The sequence below is a fragment of the Nocardia sp. bgisy134 genome, from assembly GCF_965341865.1.
In the GTDB taxonomy this organism is placed as follows: Bacteria; Actinomycetota; Actinomycetes; order Mycobacteriales; family Mycobacteriaceae; genus Nocardia.
Map to the genome: position 1 here is coordinate 52844 of NZ_CBDQZP010000023.1, position 23317 is coordinate 76160.

12 protein-coding genes are annotated in these 23317 nt (G+C 69.8%); 11 read left to right on the top strand and 1 reads right to left on the bottom strand.

All coding sequences use genetic code 11. The features are described 5' to 3' along the window. Nucleotides 1-85 precede the first annotated feature (85 nt). The 11 genes from ACRWNM_RS31455 to ACRWNM_RS31505 all read left to right on the top strand — a co-directional run bounded on the left by ACRWNM_RS31455 (nt 86) and on the right by ACRWNM_RS31505 (nt 22715). Entirely contained in the window at nt 86-979 is an 894-nt protein-coding gene (locus tag ACRWNM_RS31455; protein ID WP_431971770.1) for a helix-turn-helix transcriptional regulator, read from the top strand. Nucleotides 980-1077: 98 nt separating this feature from the next. After that, nucleotides 1078-1503: a hypothetical protein gene (locus ACRWNM_RS31460; protein ID WP_431971771.1), complete on the top strand. Its 426-nt coding sequence runs from the start codon at nt 1078-1080 to the stop codon at nt 1501-1503. 261 nt (nt 1504-1764) lie between these two features. Further along, the gene (locus ACRWNM_RS31465; RefSeq protein WP_067834173.1) at nt 1765-2439 is read left to right on the top strand and encodes a SnoaL-like polyketide cyclase; all 675 of its coding nucleotides are present in this window, start codon (nt 1765-1767) and stop codon (nt 2437-2439) included. A gap of 349 nt (nt 2440-2788) precedes the next feature. After that, nucleotides 2789-3073, top strand: a complete 285-nt coding sequence (locus ACRWNM_RS31470; RefSeq protein ID WP_431971772.1) for an acyl carrier protein — start codon at nt 2789-2791, stop codon at nt 3071-3073. Further along, entirely contained in the window at nt 3070-4200 is a 1131-nt protein-coding gene (locus ACRWNM_RS31475; protein ID WP_431971773.1) for an acyl-CoA dehydrogenase family protein, read from the top strand. Before ACRWNM_RS31470 ends, ACRWNM_RS31475 begins: the two co-directional genes overlap by 4 nt. Before the next feature lie 5 nt (nt 4201-4205). Continuing rightward, nucleotides 4206-5222, top strand: a complete 1017-nt coding sequence (locus tag ACRWNM_RS31480) for a 3-oxoacyl-ACP synthase (protein WP_431971774.1) — start codon at nt 4206-4208, stop codon at nt 5220-5222. After that, entirely contained in the window at nt 5210-8080 is a 2871-nt protein-coding gene (locus tag ACRWNM_RS31485) for an HAD-IIIC family phosphatase (RefSeq protein WP_431971775.1), read from the top strand. The genes ACRWNM_RS31480 and ACRWNM_RS31485 overlap by 13 nt, the downstream gene beginning before the upstream one ends. Further along, a complete protein-coding gene (locus ACRWNM_RS31490) occupies nt 8077-12441 on the top strand; it encodes a condensation domain-containing protein (RefSeq protein ID WP_431971776.1) in 4365 nt (1454 codons plus the stop codon). The genes ACRWNM_RS31485 and ACRWNM_RS31490 overlap by 4 nt, the downstream gene beginning before the upstream one ends. Continuing rightward, on the top strand, nt 12438-13292 hold the full coding sequence (locus ACRWNM_RS31495; protein ID WP_431971777.1) for a 3-hydroxyacyl-CoA dehydrogenase family protein: 855 nt from the start codon (nt 12438-12440) through the stop codon (nt 13290-13292). The genes ACRWNM_RS31490 and ACRWNM_RS31495 overlap by 4 nt, the downstream gene beginning before the upstream one ends. Then, complete coding sequence (locus ACRWNM_RS31500; protein ID WP_431971778.1) at nt 13279-18264, top strand: amino acid adenylation domain-containing protein; 4986 nt, start codon at nt 13279-13281, stop codon at nt 18262-18264. Before ACRWNM_RS31495 ends, ACRWNM_RS31500 begins: the two co-directional genes overlap by 14 nt. Beyond that, entirely contained in the window at nt 18261-22715 is a 4455-nt protein-coding gene (locus ACRWNM_RS31505; protein ID WP_431971779.1) for a non-ribosomal peptide synthetase, read from the top strand. The genes ACRWNM_RS31500 and ACRWNM_RS31505 overlap by 4 nt, the downstream gene beginning before the upstream one ends. Here ACRWNM_RS31505 and ACRWNM_RS31510 read toward each other — a convergent pair. After that, nucleotides 22669-23115, bottom strand: a complete 447-nt coding sequence (locus tag ACRWNM_RS31510) for an SRPBCC family protein (RefSeq protein ID WP_431971780.1) — start codon at nt 23113-23115, stop codon at nt 22669-22671. The genes ACRWNM_RS31505 and ACRWNM_RS31510 overlap by 47 nt on opposite strands. Between the last annotated feature and the right edge of the window lie 202 nt (nt 23116-23317).

A 23317-nucleotide genomic window follows, 5' to 3' on the forward strand; every position in this document is an offset into this window, starting at 1 on the left:
ACCAGGTCCGCCGTGAACGCGGGTCCGGTGTGCCTGGGTCCGGCAGTACCAGGCTGGCCCGTCGGGCGTGGCCGATAATCGGCTCATGAGCAGAAACCGGGAACTCGGCGAATTCCTGCGCAATCAGCGCGCCCGACGGATGCCCGAACCGGGCGCGGTCTGGTCGGGCACCCGCCGGGTGGCCGGAATGCGGCGCGAGGAGGTGGCGCAATCGGCCGGGGTGAGCGTCGACTACTACGTGCGGCTCGAACAGGGCCGGATCGGCGCCGTCTCCGAGGAAGTGCTCGACGCGGTCGCCGGTGCGCTACGGCTGACCGATACCGAACGCGCACACCTGTTCCGGCTGGCCGCCCGTCGGCGGTCCGCGCCGGGCCGGGAACACCGCGCCCGGATCGATCCCGGTCTGCAACGCCTGCTCGACTCGTGGCCGACAACGCCCGCGCACATTCTCGACCACCGGATGAACGTGGTGGCCGCCAACGACCTGTGTCTCGGCCTCTTCGCCGGTGCGGGCTGGGACCTGACCGGTGAATCCAACGGCGCGCGACTGGTATTCCTCGATCCAGCCGCCCGCGAGTTCTATCTCGAATGGGCCGAGAAGGCGGAAGGGATCGTCACCTACCTGCGGCTGGCCGCGGGCCGTCATCCCGGTGACACCGAATTGTCGGCTCTCGTAGGTGAACTCGCCGTCGCGAGCCCCGAGTTCGCGACCTTGTGGGCGGCGCACCTGGTGGCGGAGAAGGGCAGCGGGACGATGCGGGTGCGCCATCCCGTGGTCGGGGTGATCACGCTGCTGTTCCACGGTTTCCCGGTGCCCGGCGACACCGATCTCACCTTGGTCACCTTCACCCCGGCCACGGCCGCCGACGAAGAGGCGATCCGCCTGCTCGGCAGCTGGACCGCACCGCAGCCGTCACCGGACGAGCGGGAATCGGCTGTAGCGGAAGCCGATCCGGCCGTGCGACGCGACATCGGCTAGTGCTGCGTTCCTCGGCGGCCGCGCGGATGCGGCGTGTGATCGAACTCTTCGTGGAGGCGAATTCGATCCGGGAATCCGAAGCGGACACTATGGTTCCGATGCGTGATTCGTACTTCTGGGACGGAATGTCGATACTGTCGTCGCTGTGCCGGGAGAGTCGCGAAGCGGAATCTTTCTCGGAATGGGCGGGTTTCCGTGAGCGGATCGTCGCGCTGATCCGGTCGAATGGATGGGCGTTCCACAACTACATCGAGACCACCGCGGACAAGGCGCGCGGTTCCGGTGCTGATGGTTGGGCGAGTTGGTCCGCGGCGTGTGAATTGCGGTCCGCGGTGCAGTTCGTGCTGGACGAACTCGGTGGTCCGGCACTGTTCTACGCCGGTGGCTACGACGTCGAGTTGCTGGAGGAGGCCGACGAGAGCTTCAGGGAGCAGGCTTCGTGGGTGGCGCCGGGGCCGGGGTATCGCCCTCCGGCGGGCACCCCGGACAGTCACTGGTGGTGGCTTCTACCGCGGTTTCCGTGAGCATCCCGCTTGCGAATACTGCGCTCCTCCAAGGCATCCCGTGTTCGTGCGGGAAGACCAGCGAAGCTCTCCGACGTGTCGGTGGATTCTCCGCAACCTTGCACGATGATGCCCCGCTATACAGACTTGCACGAATTGCACACGAATATTGCAGGTGCCCAACAGCATTCGCGATCCGCGATGCTTCGCGCCGCCGCGACAACTTATCGACCGACTGTTACGGTCTTCGCGTCCAATAGCTTCAACGGGATGAGAACCGAAATGACAGTTGACGCAACTGATTCGACACCCACGGACGAAACGCCGCTGTGGTTGCAGGGCCGGGATGCCGTGGTCGCGGCCGCCGCGGCCGAGGATTGGCGCGACGGCGCACCGGACTACCGGCTGACCGATGAGATCGTGCCGCGGGAGCGGATCACCGAACACGCACCGGGATCGCTGGAAGCGATCGTCGAGGATCTGGTGCGGGTCTTCGAGATGGAGGTCTCGCACAAGAAGGATCCGGCGACATGGGTGTCGCTGGTGGCCGAGCACTACCGCGGCCGTGTGAACGGCGGCCCCTGGCAGGATGCGGAGGAATTCGCGCGGATCGGGAGCTACAACATCCTGATCGGCGACAACCCCTACTATGAGGCCGCAGCCGAGACCTTCGAAAGCTCACACAAGATCTTCCACACCGCCTTCCCGAACGGCTTCTTCTGGGAGGTGCTGGAGGTGCTGTCCGGCCCGCCCACCGTCAGCTTCCGCTGGCGGCACTGGGGCAGCTACGACGGCCCGTACCGGGAGCACCAGCCCACCGGAGCGACGATCGAGATGTTCGGCGTCACGATTGCCAGGGTCAGTGAGGATCTGCGCATCCTCGAGCTCGAGCATTTCTACGACAACAACCAGCTGCTGAGCCCACTGGCCCACGGCTGCCCGGTTTCCAAGTCCTGACCGCGCCTTCCGGATCGGGCGTGACGCTGAGCTCGTTCCGGGAGTTCAGGATTCGCGGCGCGGCGGCAGCTCCGCCCGCCGAGTAGGTCGGCACCCGGCTCACGTTCTCCGCGCTGTCGCAACTCGCGGTGGTCCGACACGGCCAGCCGGGCGTCGCGGCCGAAAGCCGTTGGTCTCCAGCGTAAGACGGACTCGAGCGTGCTATGTGCCATCGAGTGTGCACGCGCGGCAGCAAATCCGATCCCGGGGCACCGGTGGCAGACGAATTGGGGGCATTCGCGACTTACCTCCAGCCGGTAGCTTTCCGACCGGATATCCGGCGGTGATATCCGGCGAGGACGGTCAACAGATGAGCGACGAAGGCACCCCACCACATCCGGAGTTGGTGGAGCGGCTGGTACGGCATTTCAGCGCGGTCACGGCGACCCGGCTCGGACCGGACGATGACTACTTCGGTATGGGCCTGGTTAATTCGCTGCGGGCACTGGAGATCGTCGCCTATCTCGAGCGCACCTTCGACTTCGAGATCGATATCGACGATCTGGATCTGGACAATTTCCGGACCGCGCGGCGGGCCGCCGCGTTCGTCACCCGCAAGTGCGGGACCACCGCCGACCTCGGTGCGGACAGGTGAGCGAACTACCGGCATTGCTGCATCGCGCCGCCGCGGGCGCGGCCGAATGGGACAGCACGGGGATGCCCCGCGAGATGGTCGCCGCCGCAGCGGAGGCGGGCGTGCTCGGCATGGATCGACCGGCGCGCTACGGCGGTCGCGGCGCGGATGCGCTGGCAATCGGCCGGGCGGCCGCCGCGTTGGGCGCGGTGTGCACGTCGCTGCGCTCGCTGTTCACGGTGCAGGGCATGGTCGCCGCGACGGTCGATCGCTGGGGCGCCGCCGAGCAGCGCACGCGCTGGCTGCCCGCGTTGACGGGTGGTGAGTTGGTCGCTGGACTCGCGGCAACGGAAGCTGTTGCAGGCAGCAATCTTTCGGGAATTGCAACTCGGTTCACCGGTGCGGGGCCCGAGCGCTGCGTGTCGGGCCGCAAGATGTGGGTCACCTTCGGGGCGCTGGCGGATGTGGTGCTGGTGGCGGGACGATCCGACGACGGCCCGGTCGCCGCGCTAGTGGAGACGGACCAGCCCGGCGTGCACGTCGAACCGGTCACCGATCAGCTGGGCATGCGAGGCGCGCGCATCGCGCATCTGACCTTCGACGCGGCGCGGGTGCCCGCCGAGAACGTCCTCGCCCGACCGGGTTTCGGCCTGTCTCACGTGCTGGGAACCGCACTCGACCACGGCAGGTACACGATCGCGTGGGGCTGCACGGGAATGGCGCGGGCATGCCTCACCGATGCCGCGGCGCACGCGCGCGACCGGATCCAGAGCGATGTCCGGCTTGCCGACCACCAGTCGGTGCGCGCCATGCTCGGGCGCAGCTGGGTGGACGTGGAGGGCGCGGAGGCGCTGTGCACCCGTGCGGCGCGCGACCGTGACGACCGCGAGCCGACCGCGCAGCTCGCCACCATCGCCGCGAAATACGCCGCAGCGGCGGCAGCGGCGGCGGCGAGTGACCGCGCGGTGCAGATACTGGGCGCCGCGGGCTGTGCCCCCGGCAGCCGGGCGGGGCGCTTCTATCGCGACGCCAAGATCATGCAGATCATCGAAGGCGCCCGCGAGGTCGCCGAACAGGATCTGGGTGAGTTCGTGCTGCGGTCCGTCGGGGAATCCCGCGCCGCGTCGGCTGTAGTGGCCGGGAGGTGACGGTGATGCCCGCGATCACAATCGGTCCGGTGTCGACCGCTTTTCCCGAATCCACCGTCGCGGTAGCCGATCTCGGCGAGCTGTCGGAACTGCCGCCCGCTCGGCGCGCGCACGCGCTGTCCCTCGGCATCGACACCGTGCGCTGCGCCGAGGGCGACGCGGAACACGACCTCGCCGCCGAGGCGGCCCGCGACGCCCTCGAACGCGCGGGAGTGACGGCAAGCGAACTCGACGCATTGCTGGTCGTCGGCGGCCGCGCACCGCGCTACCTGCTCGCCTCCGAGGCCACGCGTCTGCAACATCGGCTGGGCGCGGATCGCGCCTTCGTCACCGGGGTCGGCGAGCTCGGATGCGTGTCGATCTCGGCCGCCTTCACCCTTGCCGCGGCGCTGCTCCGTGGTGACGAACGCTGCCGCACGGTACTCGTCGTGGCCGCCGCGACCGCGCCGACACGATTCCGCTACCGCGCGCCGATGACGATCCTCGGCGACGGAGCCGCGGCCGTGGTGCTCGGCACCGGGCGCGGCGGCCGTTATCAGCTGGTCGACCACGAGGTGCGCAGCGACGGCCGCTACGCGGACCTGTTCCGCATCGACTACCGCGATGTGCGTTGGCAACAGTGGCGCGAGACCTGTACCGACGAGACCGCCTACAGCTTCCGGCTCGCTGTCGAGAGCCGCAAACGTCTCACGGCGATGAATGCCGACGTGCTGTCCCGCAATGGATTACGGCTCGCCGATATGGGTTCGGTGGTGATGCAGAATCTGTCGGCAGGCGCGTTCGCCTTCTGGGAGGAGGCGCTCGGCATCGGCATCGATCCGGCCTGTCGGCGCAATCTCGCCGGATTCGGCCACCTCGGCTCGATGGACATGCTCGTCAACCTCGACCTCGCGGCGCGGACGCGCGCACCGGGGGACCACGTGCTGCTGCTGAACAGCAGTCCGGTCGCCGCCTGGAGCACCAGCCTGCTGCGCCGTCTGCCCGACCACGATCTCGAAGGGGCGTCGTCGTGCACGCGATAGTGAAATGCCTGGTCTGGGATCTGGACGACACGCTGTGGGACGGTGTGGTGCTGGAGGGCGACGCCCACGCGCCGCGTCCGGAAGCCCGCAGGGCTCTTCGACTGCTCGACGAACGCGGCATCGTGCACGCGATCGCGAGCCGCGGCGAGCCCGCTCCGGCTTTGGCGCATCTCTCGGCGCACGGGCTGGAGGAGATGTTCTGCGCGACGCAGATCGGCTGGGACGCCAAATCCGAAGCGGTGCGCCGGATCTCCGAGACGCTCAACATCGGGCTGGACGCCATCGCCTTCGTCGACAACGATCCGGTCGAACGCGCCGAGGTGGCGTCCGCGCTGCCGCAGGTCCGCTGCTACGCCGCCGAGGATCTGTCGATGCTGCCCGGGCTCGCGGAGTTCCGCCCGGCGGTCGTCACCCGGGACGCGCGCGAACGCAGGCAGCGCTACCGCGCCGAAGCGCGTCGACGCACCAGCGAGCAGTCCTTCGCCGGTTCGAATGCCGAATTCCTGCTCGGCCTCGGGCTGGTGATGACCGTGCGCCGGGCCCGCGAGGCGGATCTCGAACGCGCACACGAACTCACGGTGCGCACCCACCAGCTGAACACGACCGGCCGTACTTTCGACATCGAGCAGCTGCGCGAGCTGAGCGCCTCCGCCACGCACGAAGTGCTGATCGCGACGTTGCGAGATCGGTTCGGCGAGTACGGCGCGATCGGGCTCGTCGTCACCGAATTCCGTGGCCAGGACTCGGTGCTGGTGCTGATGCTCATGTCCTGCCGGGTGATGTCGCGCGGGGTCGGCGGCGCGCTGCTGGCGCACCTGATCGACCGGGCGAGCGCACGCGGACAGCGTTGCGTCGCGGAATTCGTGCCGACCAAGGTCAATCGGGTCATGCTCGTGACGCTGCGCTTCGCTGGATTCGTTGTGCTGGAACAAGACCCGGAACGCGTGCTGCTCGGCCACGACCGACGAACCGCGGTGCCGAACACCGCCCACGTGCTCGTGCGCTCGGCGGATGCGCCGACGCCGCCGGGCGATCTGATCAGCGGTCTGCTGCGCCGGGTCGCCGAGTTCCCGGATCGGATCGCGCTGATCTCCGGCGGCGAGACCCTCACCTATCGCGAACTCGACCGCCGCACAGCCGATCTCGCCGGACGCCTGGTCGGGGCGGGGGTACGTCCCGGCGACGTGGTGCTGTGTCTGCTGCGGCAGGACGCGTGGACGGTGGTGGCGATGCTGGCCGCGCTGCGCGCCGGAGCGGCCTGGTGTCTCGTCGAGCCGGGGCGGGCGAGCGCACAACTGTGCGCGCTTGTCGACGACTTGCGTTGCAACACGGTAATTTTCGACGAACGCGCGCCACACACCTCGTGCGACGAGGTGGAGGCGTTGCTCGCGCCCGCGTCGAACCGGCCCGTTCTGGTTCCGCTGGGCGCGACCTCGCCGACCGGCCCGCTGCCCGCACCCCCGCCCGCGACGGCGCCCGCCTACGTCATCACCACCTCGGGATCGACCGGCGCTCCCAAGGCCGTCGTGGTCAGCCGCGGCAACCTCGCCGCGATGATCTCCGGACGCGACTATCCATGCACCGAAGGCGAATTGGTCACCCTGTCGACCTGTCCGCTCACCGCGGACGCCGCCTTGCTGTTCGGTCCGTGGGCGCTCACCCGGGGTGGCACCGTGGTGGTGCCGACCCACCGGGAACTGCTGGACGCCGCAGCGATCGGTGCGCTCGCGGCCCGGTATCGGGTCAGCCATCTCGTCGCGACGCCGTCCTACTACCGGCTGCTGCTGCCCCGGCTGGCCGAAGCGCCCGCCGCGCCGACGGTGGTCGCCCTCGCGGGGGAGACGCTGTCCCCGTCGCTGGCCGCCCGGCATCGCGAACTGCTTCCCTGCACCGTGCTGATGAACGAGTACGGCCCCACCGAGGCGACCGTGACCTGCGTGTGGCACGTCGTCACTGATGCCGCGACCGTGCCCATCGGAAAACCGCTGCCCGGCAATACCGCGCGGGTGCTCGGACCGGAGCTGACGGCCCTGACCGACGGCGACGTCGGCGAACTGTATGTCGGCGGTGATCAGATCACCCTCGGCTACGCCGCGCGTCCCGGGCTGACCGCCACCCGTTTCGTCGCCGACCCATACGCCGCCGAGCCCGGCGCGAGGATGTATCGCACCGGCGATCTCGGGCGGCTCACCGCCGTCGGGAACATCGACTACCTCGGCCGCGCCGACGGTCAGGTGCAGATCCGCGGCGCGCGGGTGGAGCGCCATGCGGTGGAGGCGGTGCTGGAGACCCACCCTGGGGTCGCGCACGCGGTGACGGTGGTCCGCACCGGCCGCGACGAGATCGCCGAACTCGTCGCGTTCGTCGTGCCCGGCGCCGACACCACACCGCCTGGTCGCCGAGAGCTGGCTCGGCACTGCGCCGAACGGCTGTCGCCGTTGGAGGTGCCGAGCCGTTTCGTACCAATCGACACGATTCCGATCGCCGTGGCGGGCAAGCTCGACGAAGCCGCCCTGCTGGCTCGGGCCGACGATCCGCCGCTGCCTGGGCCGTCGCGCCACGACTGGACGCCAGGGCAACGCGAGGTGGCCGAATTGTGGTCCACCGCCCTCGAACACGGCGACTTCGATCTCGACGACTCGTTCTTCGAGGTCGGCGGCAACTCGCACCGGGTGGTCATGCTGCATCTGCTGCTGGAGCAGCACCGTCCGGGTCTGGTCCGGGTCGGGCAGCTGTTCGATCTGCGCACGATCCGCGACCAGGCCGACGCGCTCGCGGCGAGCGTCACCGTGGCCGCCGCACTCGCGGAGTCCGCCGCATCTTCCGTACCCGTCTCCACTCGAGCCTTCGAGCTGTGACCCCTCAGGAGCACGCCTTGCCGGACCCCGGCACCCATGACATCGCCTTCGCGCGTGACACCGACATCGCGATCGTCGGCATCGGCGCGCGTTTCCCGGACGCCGCCGACCTCGCGGAATTCCGGGCCAACCTGGCCGCGGGCCGCGATTCGGTGGGGCCGATGTCGCCCGAACGGATCGCCGCCACCGGCCTGGACGACACTGTCACGTACCTGCCGATGGGGCACCTCGCCGAGATCGACGGCTTCGACTATCGCTTCTTCGGTCTCTCACGCCGGGAGGCGTGCGTCACCGATCCGCAGCAGCGGCTCGCCCTGGTGCTGGCCCAGCGCGCGATCGAGGACGCCGGATACACCACGGACCGCCTGTCCCGGGCGGTCACCGCCGTCGCGCTCAGCGCCGCGCAGTCGAGCTATCACTCCGCCGCGGTCGATCCGGGTCCGTTGAGCCTGCTTGGCAACGCCACCTTCGCGGGCCCGGCGCGGATCGCGCACCGGTTCGGATTCACCGGCGCCTGCTTCGGCGTCGACAGCGGCTGCAACAGCGCGCTCGTCGCGGTGCACCAGGCCTGCCGCGAATTGCGCTGCGGTGACGCGGATTACGCACTGGCGGGCGGTGTCACCGTGCGGGTGCACGGCTCCCCGTCCTGGGGTGGGGTGACCTTCTCCGAGATCATGTCGCCCAGCGGCGTCTGCCGCGCTTTCGATGCCGACGCCGACGGCACCGTGAACGGCGAGGGCGGCGCGATACTACTGCTCACCACGGTGGGCAGGGCCCTGGCCGACCGCGCCCCGATCCACGCCGTGATCCGCGGCAGCGCGACCCGGCACAACGGAGCGGCCGCCGCCACCATCAGCACCCCGAGCGCCACCGCCCAGAGCGCCGTGATCGCCAAGGCGTGGGAGGCCGCCGGACTCGACCCGCGCGACGCCGGCTACCTCGAAACCCACGGCTCGGGCACGCGGCTCGGTGACGCGGTGGAGCTGGAATCGATCGGCACCGTCTTCGGCGGCGGTCCCGGCCTGCCCATCGGCTCGGTGAAGACGAACATCGGTCATCTCGATCACGCCTCGGGCATCGCTGGTCTGGTCAAGGCGGTGCTGAGCGTGTCGGAGGCGCAGCTGTTCCCTTCGCTGCACTTCACCCGTCCGACCGGCGGATTCGACCTGGCGGCCGCGGGCATCGAAGTGCTGACCGAGAGCCGTCCGTGGACCGGTGACGCGGTGCGCGCCGCCGGAGTCAGCTCGTTCAGCCTGGGTGGCAGCATCGCGCACTGCGTGGTGTCTCAGGCTCCGCCCGCTCCCACCGAGCCCCCGTCGCGCCGCGCCCGGCTGATCGGCGTCTCCGCGCGCACACCCGAGGCGCTGAGCGAGCTGTGCGTCCGGCTCGCCGAGGCGGTGCGCATCACCGACGCCTCGCTGCACCAAGTGGCCGCGACACTCACACTCGGTCGCGACCATTACGAGCACCGAGTCGCCGTGATCGCCTCGGACACAGCGCAACTCGCCGAGGCGCTGGACAAGGCCGCGGTGCGCGTGCACCGCGCGCCGACCGCGCCGCGTGTGGTGCTGTTGCTGTCTCCCGACGCCGTCCCGGTCGCACCGGCACAGGCCGATACCGCCGCGGGGCAGCCCACCGGTTTGCCCGCCGAGTTGCCCGCCACGGGCGCGACCGCGACGGTGCTCGCCGGGCAGCTCGCGGTGCACGAGCGGCTCAGCGCCTGCGGAATCCCGCTGGCGGCACTGCTGAGCGCGGGATCGTCACGATTCGCCGCCCGGTATCTGCTCGGCTCCCGCGAACGGATCGACCCGGCCGAACTCGCCGCCGCGCCGCCCACCATCGACGGCGATCGGCTGCTCGGCGCGGTACGGACCCTCATGGCCGAGGGGCCGGTGGTGTTCGTGGAACCGAGCCCGGACGGCAAGCTGGCCGCGCTCATCGCCGATGCCGTGCCGGAAGCCGAGATCGTCTCCGCCGCAACCGATACCGCCGATCTGGACGAACTGCTCGGCCGGTTGTACGAATACGGTGTCGATCTCGACTGGTCGGCCGTCGCGCCCGTCCGTGCCCGGCGGGTGCGGTTGCCGGGGCATCCGATGCGCGAATCCCGCTGCTGGGTCGATCTGCCCCGTACCCAGGCACCCGCCCCCGCGCTTGCCGCGCCCACCACGTCGCACGACCACTCCGATCCGGTGCGCTGGTTGCGCCGAACCCTCGCCGAACTGCTGTACACCGATGACGAGATCGACGAGGACGCCGACTATTTCGCCCTCGGCGGCAATTCGCTGATCGCGGTACAGCTGGTGGACCGGATCGAGGAGACCTACGGTTTCCGGCCGAAACTGCTCGACGTCTACGAGCGCCCGCGGCTGGCCGACTTCGCCGAACTCCTCACCACCGGGCGCGCGGGCGACGGCGAGCGCGCGCCGATTCCGGCGCTGGTCGCCCACGACGAACCCGTCATGTCCTCGGGGCAGGAACGGATGTGGTTCCACCACCAGTTCGATCCGCGCACGACCCTGTACAACTACCCGGTCGTCCAGCTGCTGCGCGGACCGATCGACCTGGACGCGCTGCACGGCACCTTCGACGACCTGGTCGAGCGCCACGAGACCCTGCGGTACAACTTCGCCGAAGTGGACGGCGCCGCGGTGCTGCGCATCCGCGATCGGCTGGACGACTACTTCCGGCGCGTCGACGTCTCCGCCGAACCCGATCCGCTCGCCGCTGCCCGCGCCCTCGTGCACGCCGCCGCCACCGAACCGTTCGACCTCGCCGAAGACGCCCTGCTGCGGGTAGTGCTCATCACCGTGGGGCCGGATACCCATGTGCTGCAACTGACCTGCCATCACGCCGTCACCGACGGTGCGACGCCGACGATCCTCGGCCGCGAACTGCCGGAGCTGTACGCCGCACGGCGCGAGGGCCGTCCGCACCGCCTGCCTCCGCTGCCCATCCGCTACCGCGACTACGCGGCCTGGCATCGCGCGCTGCTGGCGAGTTCGGCGCTCGACCACGAACTCGACTACTGGCGCAGCACACTCGCCGACGCGCCAGTGCTGCGGCTGCCCACAGATTTCCCACGACCTGCCCGCAAAACCTATGTCGGCGACCTGTATCCGTTCACCATTCCGGCAGCGCTGCTCACCGATCTGCGTGCGCTGGCGGGCCGCGAATCGGTGTCGCTGTTCGTCGTCCTGCTCAGCGCGTTCTATCTGACCCTCGCGCGGTACAGCGGGCAACGCGACATCGTCGTCGGCACACCGACCACCGGACGCGGCCGACGCGAATTCCAGGATCTGATCGGCTATTTCAACAGCACGGTCGCCTTGCGCGCCGACTTCACCGCCGATGCGGCGCTACCGGATCTGCTGACCCGGGTGCGCTCGGTGGTCTTCGGTGCGCTCGAACACCAGGAGATCCCCTTCGACCGCGTGGTGAACGCCTTGGCGCCGCAGCGTGACCTGTCGCGGACCCCGCTGTTCGATGTGCTCTACATCCACCAGGTGACGCCACGGATGGAGCGGATCGACGAGGCGGGCGCGGAACTGTTCGATCTCGATCACGCCGCGGGCAACGAATTCGGCGGATTGCCCACCGGCACGGCGAAATTCGACCTCACGCTGGTGACTTTCGAATACACCGACGACGTCCCGCGCGATATCGGCGCGTGCCTCGAATTCAGCACCGAGCTGTTCACCACACAGACGGCGGCCGCGCTCGGCGACGCCTTCCTGGAGATCCTGACGGCGATGACGGCGAACACCGCCGCGCCGCCGATCGAGGCGCTGGTCACCGGACCGCAGCGGGACTCGGACGCGACGACGTCGATTCCCACCGATCGTCCACGCACTGAGGACGCCGCATACCACCACGAAACCATTACGTGCGCAATCGATCTAGCGAGGGATGAGGCGGAGCGCTACGACGCCGCGCTGTTCGACGCCTACGCCGTGCTGCTCGGCTGGTACAGCGGTGGTGACCGGCTGCGCATCGGCCTGCCTGATGCACCAGAGGGTTCGCGGGACGTCGTCGTGACCGTCCGCCCGGACACCACATGGCGAAACCTGCGTGACAATCCGCCAGCATCGGTCACCGGCACAGCGCCACTGCGGTACCTCGGCAGCGCGCCGGTCACCCTGGGAGACAACGGGATCGAACTCGCTGTCTCGTGGACGCGCCACCCCGCCGAGCTGCATCTACACTACGCGGCCGAGCTGTTCGACCGGTCCTCGGCCGAGGCCATCGCCGACGACCTCGTCGCGCTCGCGAGGGCGGCGCTCGACAGACCGGACGAGCCGGTGCACGACACCGTGCTCGGCATCGAAGCATTCATGGACGAACAGGAGATCCACCCGTGACCGCACAGCATCGGGTCGGCGTGGTCGGCGCGGGCACAATGGGCGCGGGCATCGCTCAGTGCGTGGCCGAGGCGGGTATGCCCGTCACCGTGGTCGATCCCGACCCCGCGGCCGCCGAACGCGCGCGACGCAGTATCCGCGCGGCGCTGCGTTCGAGCGTGCTGCTCGGCCGGGGTCCGCGCCCGGGCGAGATCTCCGAGATCATCGACCGTATCCGGTGGTCGCAGCGCGTCGAGGATCTGCGCGATGCCACTTTGGTCATCGAATCCGTCACGGAGCGAGTCGAACTCAAGTACCGAGTGTTCGCCGAACTGGACCGGACGTGCCCACCCTCGGCCGTGTTCGCCTCGGGCACCTCGGCCATCTCGATCGCGGACCTGGCCGCCCGCACCGGCCGGCCGGAGCGGATGCTCGGACTGCATTTCATGAATCCCGCGCCGCTGACCGAGGCGGTGGAGGTGATCACCACCGCGCGCACCGCGCCCGGCACCCTGGCCACCGCGCTCGACTTCCTCGGCGCACTCGGCAAGCGCGGCATCGTGGTGGGCGACGGTCCCGGATTCGTCATCAACCGGGTGCTCATGCTCGCCATCGCCGAGGCCGCCGCGATCACCGAATCCGGTACCGACGCCGCCACGGTCGACGCCTTGTTCGAAGGCTGCCTCGGGCATCGAATGGGACCCTTGCGCACCGCGGATCTGATCGGCCTCGACAACGTGGCCGACACCCTCGCCGTGCTGCGAGATGCCACCGGCGACGGTCGCTATCGCGTGCCGGACGCGCTGGCCGGGCTCGTCAGAGACGGACATCTGGGCCGCAAGTCGGGAAGGGGATTCCATGCCTACCCGTGAGATGAGCGCACTCGACTACCCGCTGGAGCAGCCGCCGGGACTCGGTCCGCTCGCTCGGCGCAGCGGGGGCGGAACAGCGGCGGTCGTGCTGGCCGCGCTGGCGGTGTACACCCATCGCCGCACGGGCGCGGCCGAGGTGACCGTCGGTTACCGGTCCGGTACGACCGCGGTCGAGATCCGCGTGACGGTGATGGCGCGGCACGACTTCCGCGCCATCACCGCACAGGTCGGTGCGCTGCTGCGGCAGCGTATGTCCGGCGCAGCCGAAAGGGATTGTCCGACCGCCGTTCACGACGACGACGGCTGGCGGATCGGTATGCCCGACGCCGAGTTGCCGGTGTTCACACGGCTTTTCGCCCGACTCGGCGCCGCACCCGCGACCCCGATCGCCCGCGTCGATCTCACCACCGACGAGGAACGCGCGCGCATCATGCGCCGCGGCGGCCCGGCACGCGTCGGGGACCCGCACGCCACCACATTGACCGGTTTCGAGTCGGTCGCACGCCGGTCGCCCGATGCGATCGCGCTGGTGTGCGGCGCGGAATCGGTCACCTACGGTGAGCTGGACGCGCGCTCGAATCGTCTGGCGCGCAGCCTGATCCGGCAGGGAGTCGCCCCCGACACCGTGGTGGGTGTGGCGATGGCGCGGTCGGTCGAGGCGATCGTCGCGGTGTACGCGGTGCTGAAAGCAGGGGGCGTCTATCTGCCGCTGGAACCGGATCATCCGGCCGAGCGGCTGGACCGCATCCTGACGGTGGCCCGGCCGGTGCTGGTGCTGAGCACACGGCACGACGGATTCATCACCGACGCCGCGCCAGTCCACTACCTCGGCGAACCGGATGACACGGCCGACGACGGCACACCACTGCGTTACACCGAGCGACACGCTCCACTGCGCCCAGGCAATCTCGCGTATCTGATGTTCACTTCCGGCTCGACCGGTGTGCCCAAGGGCGTCGCGGTGCCACACTCCGCGGTGGTGGATCACCTGCGGTGGATGAGCGAGCACATCGGCCTCGACGAGACCGACACAGTGCTACAGAAGACACCGGTCACCTTCGACGTCTCGATCTGGGAGCTGTTCTGGCCCTTGGGTATCGGAGCGACGCTGGCCATCGCGCCGCCGTCGGCGCACACCGACCCGGCCGAACTGACCCGGGTGATCGCCGCGCACACGGTGACCACCCTCCAGTTCGTGCCCTCCACACTGAGCAATCACCTCAACGTGGTGTCCGGCTTCCCTGCCTGCGTTCGCCGCGTGCTGACCATCGGGGAAACCCTCACACTTGCCCTGGCGCAGCGCTTCGGCGCGGCCACCCCCGCGCGCCTGCACAACCTTTACGGGCCGACCGAGGCCACCGGCGCGGTCACGGGATATCCGGTGAGCGTGCGGGATTCGGTGTCGATCTCGATCGGATCGGTCGCGTCGAACACGCGGGCGTATGTGCTCGACGCCCGGCTACGCCTCGTCCCCGACGGGCTGCCCGGCGAACTGTATCTGGCGGGCACGCAACTGGCGCGGTGCTATCACGGCGATCCCGCCCGCACGGCAGACCGCTTCGTCGCCGATCCCTTCGCGCCCGGCGCGCGGCTGTACCGCACCGGCGACATCGTGCGCTGGAACGCGGCGACCGAACTGCTGGAATATCAGGGACGAGCCGATTTCCAGGTCAAACGCCACGGCGTGCGCATCGAACTCGGCGAGGTGGAGGCCGCGCTCTCGGCGTGCGCCACGGTCGCCCAGGCGGTGGCGACGCTGCGTTCCGACGGCAGGCTGCTCGGTTACGTCGTCCCGGTGGCCGGTGCCGTCTGCGCCGCGGACACACTGCGCACGGAGCTGTCCCGCACCCTGCCCGCGGCCATGATCCCCGACGACATCGTCGTGCTCGACGCGTTCCCCGCCACGGCGGCGGGCAAGGTGGACCGGGCGGCGCTGCCCGAACCGGCGCCGTGGCACACGCCGTACCGTGCGCCGTCGACACCGGTGGAGCGGACCGTGACCGAGGTGTTCGCGCAGGTGCTCGGCCGGGAGCGGGTGGGCGTCGACGAATCGTTCTTCGCCATGGGTGGCGACAGCGTCATGTCCATTCTCCTTGTCTCCCGGGCGAAGTCGCGGGGCGTGTACTTCACCCCCGCACAAGTCTTCGAACAGCGCACGGTCGCCGGACTGGCCGCGGTCGCCACCACCGGTGCGCCCGAGCGGCGTGTGCTCGCCGAACTTCCAGGTGGCGGTGTGGGGGAGATGCCGCCGACTCCGGCCGTGCTCGCGCTGATCGAGCGCGCCGAATCCGGCGGTGTGTCGTTCGATCGGTACGCCCAGCACATGGTGCTGGATCTGCCCGCGGGCATCACCGCGACCACGCTGCGGCGCGTGCTCAGAGCAGTGGTCGACCAGCACGACATGCTCCGCGCGCGGCTGTACCGCGACGCAGGCGGCGAGTGGCGGCTGTTCGCCGACGCCCCCGAATCCTTCGAACCGGCTACGGTACTGAGCCGCGTCGACATCTCGGACGCCGACGACGCCGAAGTGGCGGCGACCTTCACCCGCGAGACAGAAACCGCGATCGACCGCCTCGATCCGGCGAACGGAGCCGTGCTGCACTGTGTCTGGCTCGATCGCGGTGCGGGAGAACACGGTGGTCTCCTCGTTGTGGTGATCCACCACATCGCGGTGGACGGCGTCTCCTGGCGCATCCTGATCCCGGACTTCGTCGCGGCGTGGGCGCAAGTGGAGTCGGGCCGGTCGCCGCGCCTGCCCGCTCGGGGCACCTCCGTGCGACGGTGGGCGCACGCGCTGCGCGAAAAGGCCGACGACGCACAGCATCTCGCCGAGGTCGATCAGTGGCGAGCGTTGCTGCGCGGGCCCGATCCGCTGTTCACCGATCGTCCACTCGACCCGCGTATCGATGTGTCGTCCACGATGCGTCGCATTGTCCTCGAATTCGACGAGGCGACGACCTCCGCCGTCGTGACGGCATTGCCGCCGCGCTACGGCACGGACACCAACACCATCCTGCTGACCGCGGTGACCGTCGCGATGGTCGCGTGGCGCGGCGATCACTGCCCGGTGGTCCCCATCCGGATGGAATCCCACGGCAGGCATACCGATTTCGTACCCGGCGCCGATCTCTCACGCACGGTCGGCTGGTTCACCGCCGCCTACCCGTGCCGCTTCGATCTGGAAGGAATCGACACCGCAGACGCGATCGAGGGCGGATCCGCCCTCGCCGATGCGGTGAAAACCGTGAAGGAACAGATGCTTTCGGTGCCCGGAGGCGGCATCGGCTATGGACCGCTGCGCTACTTCGGCACGGGCGCCGACCTGCCCGCCGAGACCACGCAACTGTCCTTCACCTATCTGGGCGCGGTCTCCGCGGCGAACGGCCCGTGGCTGCCCGCCGCGCTCACGAACGCGCCGCATCCGGTCGACTCCGGACTGCCTGCCGACGCGTCCCTCGCGATCGACACCGCCGTGCTCGGCGATCGGCTCACGGCGGGCTTCTCCTTCCCCGACAGCCTGATCGGACCCGACCGCGTTCGCGCCTTCGCCGACCTGTTCGGGACGGTAATGCGCACCCTCGCGCGGCACGCGGCCGATCCCGCCGCGGGCGGGTGGACACCCTCGGATTTCGCGCCCGCCGGTCTGCGTCAGTCCGAGATCGACCGCTGGGAGCGCCGCTACGGCCGGTTGTCCGATATCCGAGCCCTCACACCGATCCAGGAGAAATTCGCCGCACTCGCACCCTCGGACCCCGCCGCGCCGGAGATCCACACTCTCCAGGTGGTGCTGACCTGCACGGGAATCCCCGATCTCGCACGGTTGCGCGCCGCAGCCCAGCACGTCGTCGACCGGCACTCGTCGCTGCGGGCCGCTTTCGTCCGCGACGGTGGCGGCCGGTGGCGTCAGCTCGTCACCGCGGCAGCGCCGATCGAGGTCAGGGAAGTCGACCTACGCGAGCACGGTACAGACCCGGACGACATCCTGGCCGAGGAACAGGTGCGCCCGTTCGACCTGGAGACGCCGCCGCTCATCCGGTTCCTGCTGATCCGGACAGCAGAGCGACGATGGGTGCTGTCGGTGACCAACCATCGGCTCCTGCTCGACGGCTGGTCCGCGCCGATCCTGATGCGAAACCTGTTGAGCGCCTTCGCGCTCGACGCGGACGCGCCCGGCGACGTGGACGACGGATTCGCCACGTTCCTGCGCTGGCGGGCCGCGCAAGACCGCGAACCCGCCGCCGCGGCGTGGCGGGCTGCCCTGGACGATCTCGCCGCGCCGACCCTCGTCGCCGCGCCGGGCGCCGCACCGCGCGATCCGGCGCGGTCCCACGCCGAACACGTCGTGGCGCTGACGGCCGAGCGGACCGCCGCGCTGTCCCGCTTCGCCGCCGCCTGCGGCGTCACGCTGAACACCGTCCTGCAGTACGCGTGGGCGTCGGTGCTGGGGGATCTCACCGGCAACGACGACGTCGTGTTCGGCACGGTGGTCTCCGGGCGGCCCGCGAGCATCCCCGGCATCGACGCCATGGTCGGCTCGTTCATCAACACCGTCCCGGTGCGGGTGCGCCGCCGCCACGACCAGCCGATCGGCGCGCGATTGCGCGCGGTGCAAGCCGAACAGGCGGCGCTGCTCGACCATCACCATCTCGGCCTGGCCGAGATCGAAGACGCGGCAGGCGTTCCCGTGCGCGGCTGGTTCGACACCCTGCTGGTCTTCGAGTCGTATCCGGTCGATATCGCGCCGACCCCCATCACGGTGGGTGACCTGGTGCTGACCGACCTGCGGTCGCGGGAGATCACCCTGTTCCCGCTCACCGCGACCGTGTGGCCGCGCGAACAGCTGACGGTGGCACTGAACTGGCACCGCGATCTGCTCGCCGACGATATGCCGCGCCGGGTGATCACCCGGCTGGAAGCCGAACTCGAACGGCTCGCGACCCTGCCCGCCGACGGCGCGAACGGAGTGAAATGACACAGACGCCGGATCGCCGGACCGACTACCCACTGACCGTCGCGCAGCAGGAGATCTGGGCCTACACCACCCTGTACGGAGCCGATCATCGCTATCTCGTCGACGGTTACGTCCACCTGCGCGGCCGCATCGATCCCAGCCTGTTCGAGCGCGCGCTGCGGAGTGTGGTGGCCGCCGCCGAGACCATGCGCGTCCGGCTCGACACCGAGGGCCCGGAACCACGGCAAGTGGTCGAGGAGTGTGCCGAATGGCCTTTGCGCCGAGGCGATTTCGGTGACGAATCCGATCCCGTCGCGGCGGCGCTCGGGTACCTGCGCGCCGCGCCGCCCTCCTTCGACCTGAACGTCGCACCGCTCTTCGAACACCATTTGCTGGATCTCGGTGCGGCGGGCCAGCTCTGGGGCATCCGCGCCCACCACATCGTCTTCGACGGCGGCGCGTCGCTGGCTTTCATCCGGGCGGTGGCCCGCGCGTACACCGCGTTGCTCGCCGGCGAACCCGCGCCGAACGTCGCGGATACCGTCGCCGCGTACGTCGAGCAGGATCAGCGGTATCGCGCCTCGCGCCGATTCGCCGACGACCGCGCGTTCTGGTCCGGACGGCTGGCCGGGTTGCCCGACGCTCCGATGTTCGCCCACCCGCCCGTCGCCACCGGTGCGCCCGGCCCCCTCCGGCATTCCGGTTGTCCAGCCGACGACGAGTGGCGGGAATTCATCGGCGCCGCAGAACGATTCGGCGTCGAATGGCCCGCGCTGCTGGCCGCCACCACCGCGCTTCTGCTGCACGCCGACTCGGGTGCGCGGACCGTGGTCCTCGGCCTGCCGGTACCGGCCAAACGATCCTGGCGCGCGCTCGGCATGACCTCGAACGTCGTCGGGCTACGACTCGAGGTCGACCCCGGCGCGTCCATCGGCGCGCTCGCCAGGGCGGCGCAGACGGAGCTGCGAACGGTGCTGCGCCACCAGCACTATCGGCGATTCGACCTGCTCGCCGACGGTGCCTCACCGGGCGGCGACCATCGGATCACCGGCCCTACGCTCAACATCCTGCCGATTCCCCCGGACATCCACTTCGGTGACGTGCTCGCCACTCTGATCCCGGTATCCACCGGATCCACCGAGGCATTCGGCATCGGCGTCTACCTCGGCGAGGGTCCGCCGCGCATCGATATGGACACCACCGCTGATCGGTGCGATGCGGCGGCACTGGCGAGCCTGCACAGCCGCTTCCTGACCGCCATGAAGGAGGTCGCCGCAGCCGCGGCGGACACACCCGCCGGGCGGCTCACAAGGACACCTCCCGTTGTCTCGCGCAGCCCGCACGAGGATCCGATGGGCGCCACCGAGCGCGGTATCGCGGAGGTCTTCCATTCGGTCGCGCGCAGGTTCCCCGAACGCAACGCACTCTGGTACGAGGGGAAGCACATCACCTACCGCGAATTGGCGCTTCACGCGGAACGATTCGCCTACCATCTCGCGTCTCGGCACGGCGTCCGCCTCGGCACGCCGGTCGGTGTGCGACTGCCGCGCACTCCGGAGATGGTCGTCGCGACGCTGGCGCTCATGCGGCTCGGCGCGATCTGCGTCCCGCTGCACGAGCAGGATCCGCCCGACCGTGTCGCGTGGACGCTGGCACACACCGGCGCCGAACTCGTCCTCGACGACAATGCGCTGGTGCGCGCCGTGGCGCGGTCCGACGGGCCGGTCCTGACCACACCGGTCGACTCGGTGCCCGCCGACGCGGCGGCCTGGCTGATGTTCACCTCGGGGTCGACCGGCGCGCCGAAAGGCGTGCTCGCCACGCACCGCGCGATGGTGACGCGCGCGATCGACCGAATCGCCGCAGGCCCGGAATACGCACGGATGCTGATGCATTCGCCGTACGCCTGGGACATGGTCGTCTGGGAACTCTGGATGCCGCTGTTGCAGGGGCACACCGCGGTCATCGCGACACCGGACCGGCTCGGGGCCGAGGACTTCCGTCACGTCCTGCGGGCGGGGGAGGTGACCGCGATGCTGTTGGCGGCCGGGCTTTTTCAGGTACTGGTCGACGACATCCCGGAAAGCCTCGCGCGGCTGCGCACGTTGTCGAGCGCCGGTGACATCCTGGCTCTCGATACCGTGCGGGCGATGCGCGCGGCGGCTCCCGGCATCTCCATCGTCAACATCTTCGGGCCGGTGGAGGCGACCGCGTACGCCACCGCCTATTCGATTCCGAGCGGACCGCTGCCCGACGAGGCGATTCCGGTGGGCCGAGCGGTGGACCACACCGAGGTACTCGTTCTCGACGCGTTGCTGCGGCCGGTGCCGCCGGGCATGGTCGGTGAGATCTATTTGACCGGCGCGGGCCTGGCGCGGGGATATCACCGGATGCCCGGCCGCACCGCGAAGGCTTTCACCGCCAATCCTTTCGGCGCACCGGGATCACGGATGTATCGCACCGGCGATCAGGGCAGCTGGGGCGCCGACGGCGCGGTGCGGTTCCTCGGCCGGGGTGACCGGCAGGTCAAGGTCAACGGCATCCGCGTGGAGCCAGGCGAGATCGAACACGCGATCCGCGCCGTGCCCGGGGTCACCGCGGCGGTTGTCACGGCGCATCGGATGGCGGCGGGCAAGACCTTGGTCGCCCACGTCGTCGCCGCCGAGCCGATCGACACCGCAGTCCTGCGGACCCGGCTCGCACGAGTCCTGCCGGCCTACCTGCTGCCCGCCGTGATCGTGCAGATTCCCGCGCTGCCGCTCACCGTCAACGGCAAGATCGACCGCCAAGCGCTGACCATGCCCGCCTCGGCGGCCGCGGATCCGCCGCGGACACCCCGCCAGCAGATCCTGGCCGGGCTCTTCGCCGATGCCATCGGACAGCAGCGGATCGGCGTGACAGACGACTTCTTCCGTATCGGCGGAAACTCGTTGGCGGCGATCCGGCTCGCTGCGTCGGCGAGCCGGGCCTTCGGCGTCGTCGTGAGCCTGCGCGATCTGCTCGAGGCACCCACCGTCGCCGCGCTGGAACGGCGCATCGCCGAGCGCGACGGTGATCCCACCGCCATCGACCGAGAACCGGCGGGCATCGCGTATCGGGAGAGCGACGGTAGCGCCTCCGCGCCGGACGCCGCGCTTCCGCTCGCGCCGAGCCAGCAGCGGCTGTGGACGGTCAACTATCTCAGCGAGGGCGCGGCCGACTATTTGATGCCCGCCGCCGTGGATCTCATCGGGCAACTAGACCACGCGGCCGTGCGGGCGGCCGTCGGCGATGTGGTGCGCAGGCACGAGATACTGCGGACCACACTGCCTTTCACCGCTGCCGGGCCGGTCCAGCGGGTCGCGGCCTTCGACCCGGACCACGTCGACTACCGCGAGGTCACCGACGTCGAGGACCTGAACCGGTCGCTGGAACGGGAGATCGCCCGCGGTTTCACGCTGCTCACCGAGGCGCCGATCCGGGTGCGGCTGTACCGGCTGACGCCCGGCCATCACGTCCTGCTCGTGGTGCTGCATCACTGCGCGGGCGACGCCGAGTCGCTGGCGCTGCTGCTGCGCGAACTCGAATTCGCCTACCTCGCACGCGCCGAGGGTGCGGCGCCCGGCTGGCCGACGCCCCCGGTCCAGTTCGCCGATTACGCCCGGTGGCTGCGCGACCACGCTGGCGATCCCGCCGACGACCGGTCCGCCCAAGCTCGGTACTGGCGTGACACGCTCGCCGGATTGGAATACAGCCCGCCGTTGGCCGTCGACCACCCGAGGACGACCGCCGAGGGATATCCGGCCGCGGCACTGCCGTTCACCCTCGACGCGTCCGCCCACGCCGGTGTGCTGGACACCGCCCGCCGCTGCGGTGCGACCACCTACGCCGTCCTGCACGCCGCCCTGGTGTACGCGCTCACCGACCTGGGCGCCGGGCCCGATCTGGTCATCGGCACGGCGCTGAGCGGACGCGATCGCCCCGAACTCGACACGATGCTCGGCTGCGCCGCCGACATCGTGCTGATCCGCGCCGACCGCACCACCGCACCCACCGCAAGGCAACTGATCGACCAGATCCGCGATCGAGTCCTGGACGCCCACGAGAACAAGCGATACCCGTTCGAGCGATCCGTCGCCGCACACACCGGCCCCGACCGGCCGCTGCCCCAGATCGTCACCACCTTCTTCCGCGACATCCCGGTGGCGGGCCGCGCCGGGGACATCGAGGTCCAACTGCGCGAATTACCGCCCCAGCGAGCCGAATTCGAGATCCTGATCCAACTCAGAGAGACCGTCGGCGCCCGCGGTGAACCGGACGGCATCCACGGCGAGATCCGCTACGCCGCACCACTGTGGAATCCCGCGACCATCACCGCGCTCGCCCACGGCCTGCACTCCGCGCTCACCGCACTGTGCACCGACCTCGACAACGACCCCGGCGACCCTATGCTCCGACCTGGTCGAGCACCTCGTGGAGTTGTGACAGGGTGATCGTCCAGCCCCGCTCCATGACGTTGCGGGCCATCTGCTGTCGGCGGTCGGAGATATCGAAGCCTGTCTGCGTCAGCAGAAGTCGCGTGCCACGGCCCTGCGGCCGGATCACCCAGTCGACCACCCACCGCGCGGGATACCGAGCCCGCAGATCGACCCAGCTGAGGGTCAGTTGCTCACTCTGCCGTACCGCCAGGACCTCGCATGCGATCTTGCCGGTCGGTTGCGTAGGTACCACGAAAATGAAATGCGTTCCGACCGAGGCGCCGAACCCGATCGAACGCATCAACCATCGCTCGAGCAGATCCGGCTCGGTCAGTGCCCGCCACACGGCGCCCGGCGGCTGCGGGAAGAAGCGCCCGATCTCGACCGCGGCGGGATTCAACTCCGAATCGGACATCACCGGCGCGCTGTCTCGGCGAGGTTCCCGTGCGGGGCGAAAAGGTCGTACATGGTTGCTCCCGTCACTGGGCATCTTCGGCGAACTTCGCCTTCGGCTCCGCTGCGAGCCGCAGTTCCGGCTTCTCACGATTCACGATCCCAGGCCTGAGTAACGTTTGCCTCACCGATCGAGGACGCTGCAGCACGATTGCGCGCCGGGC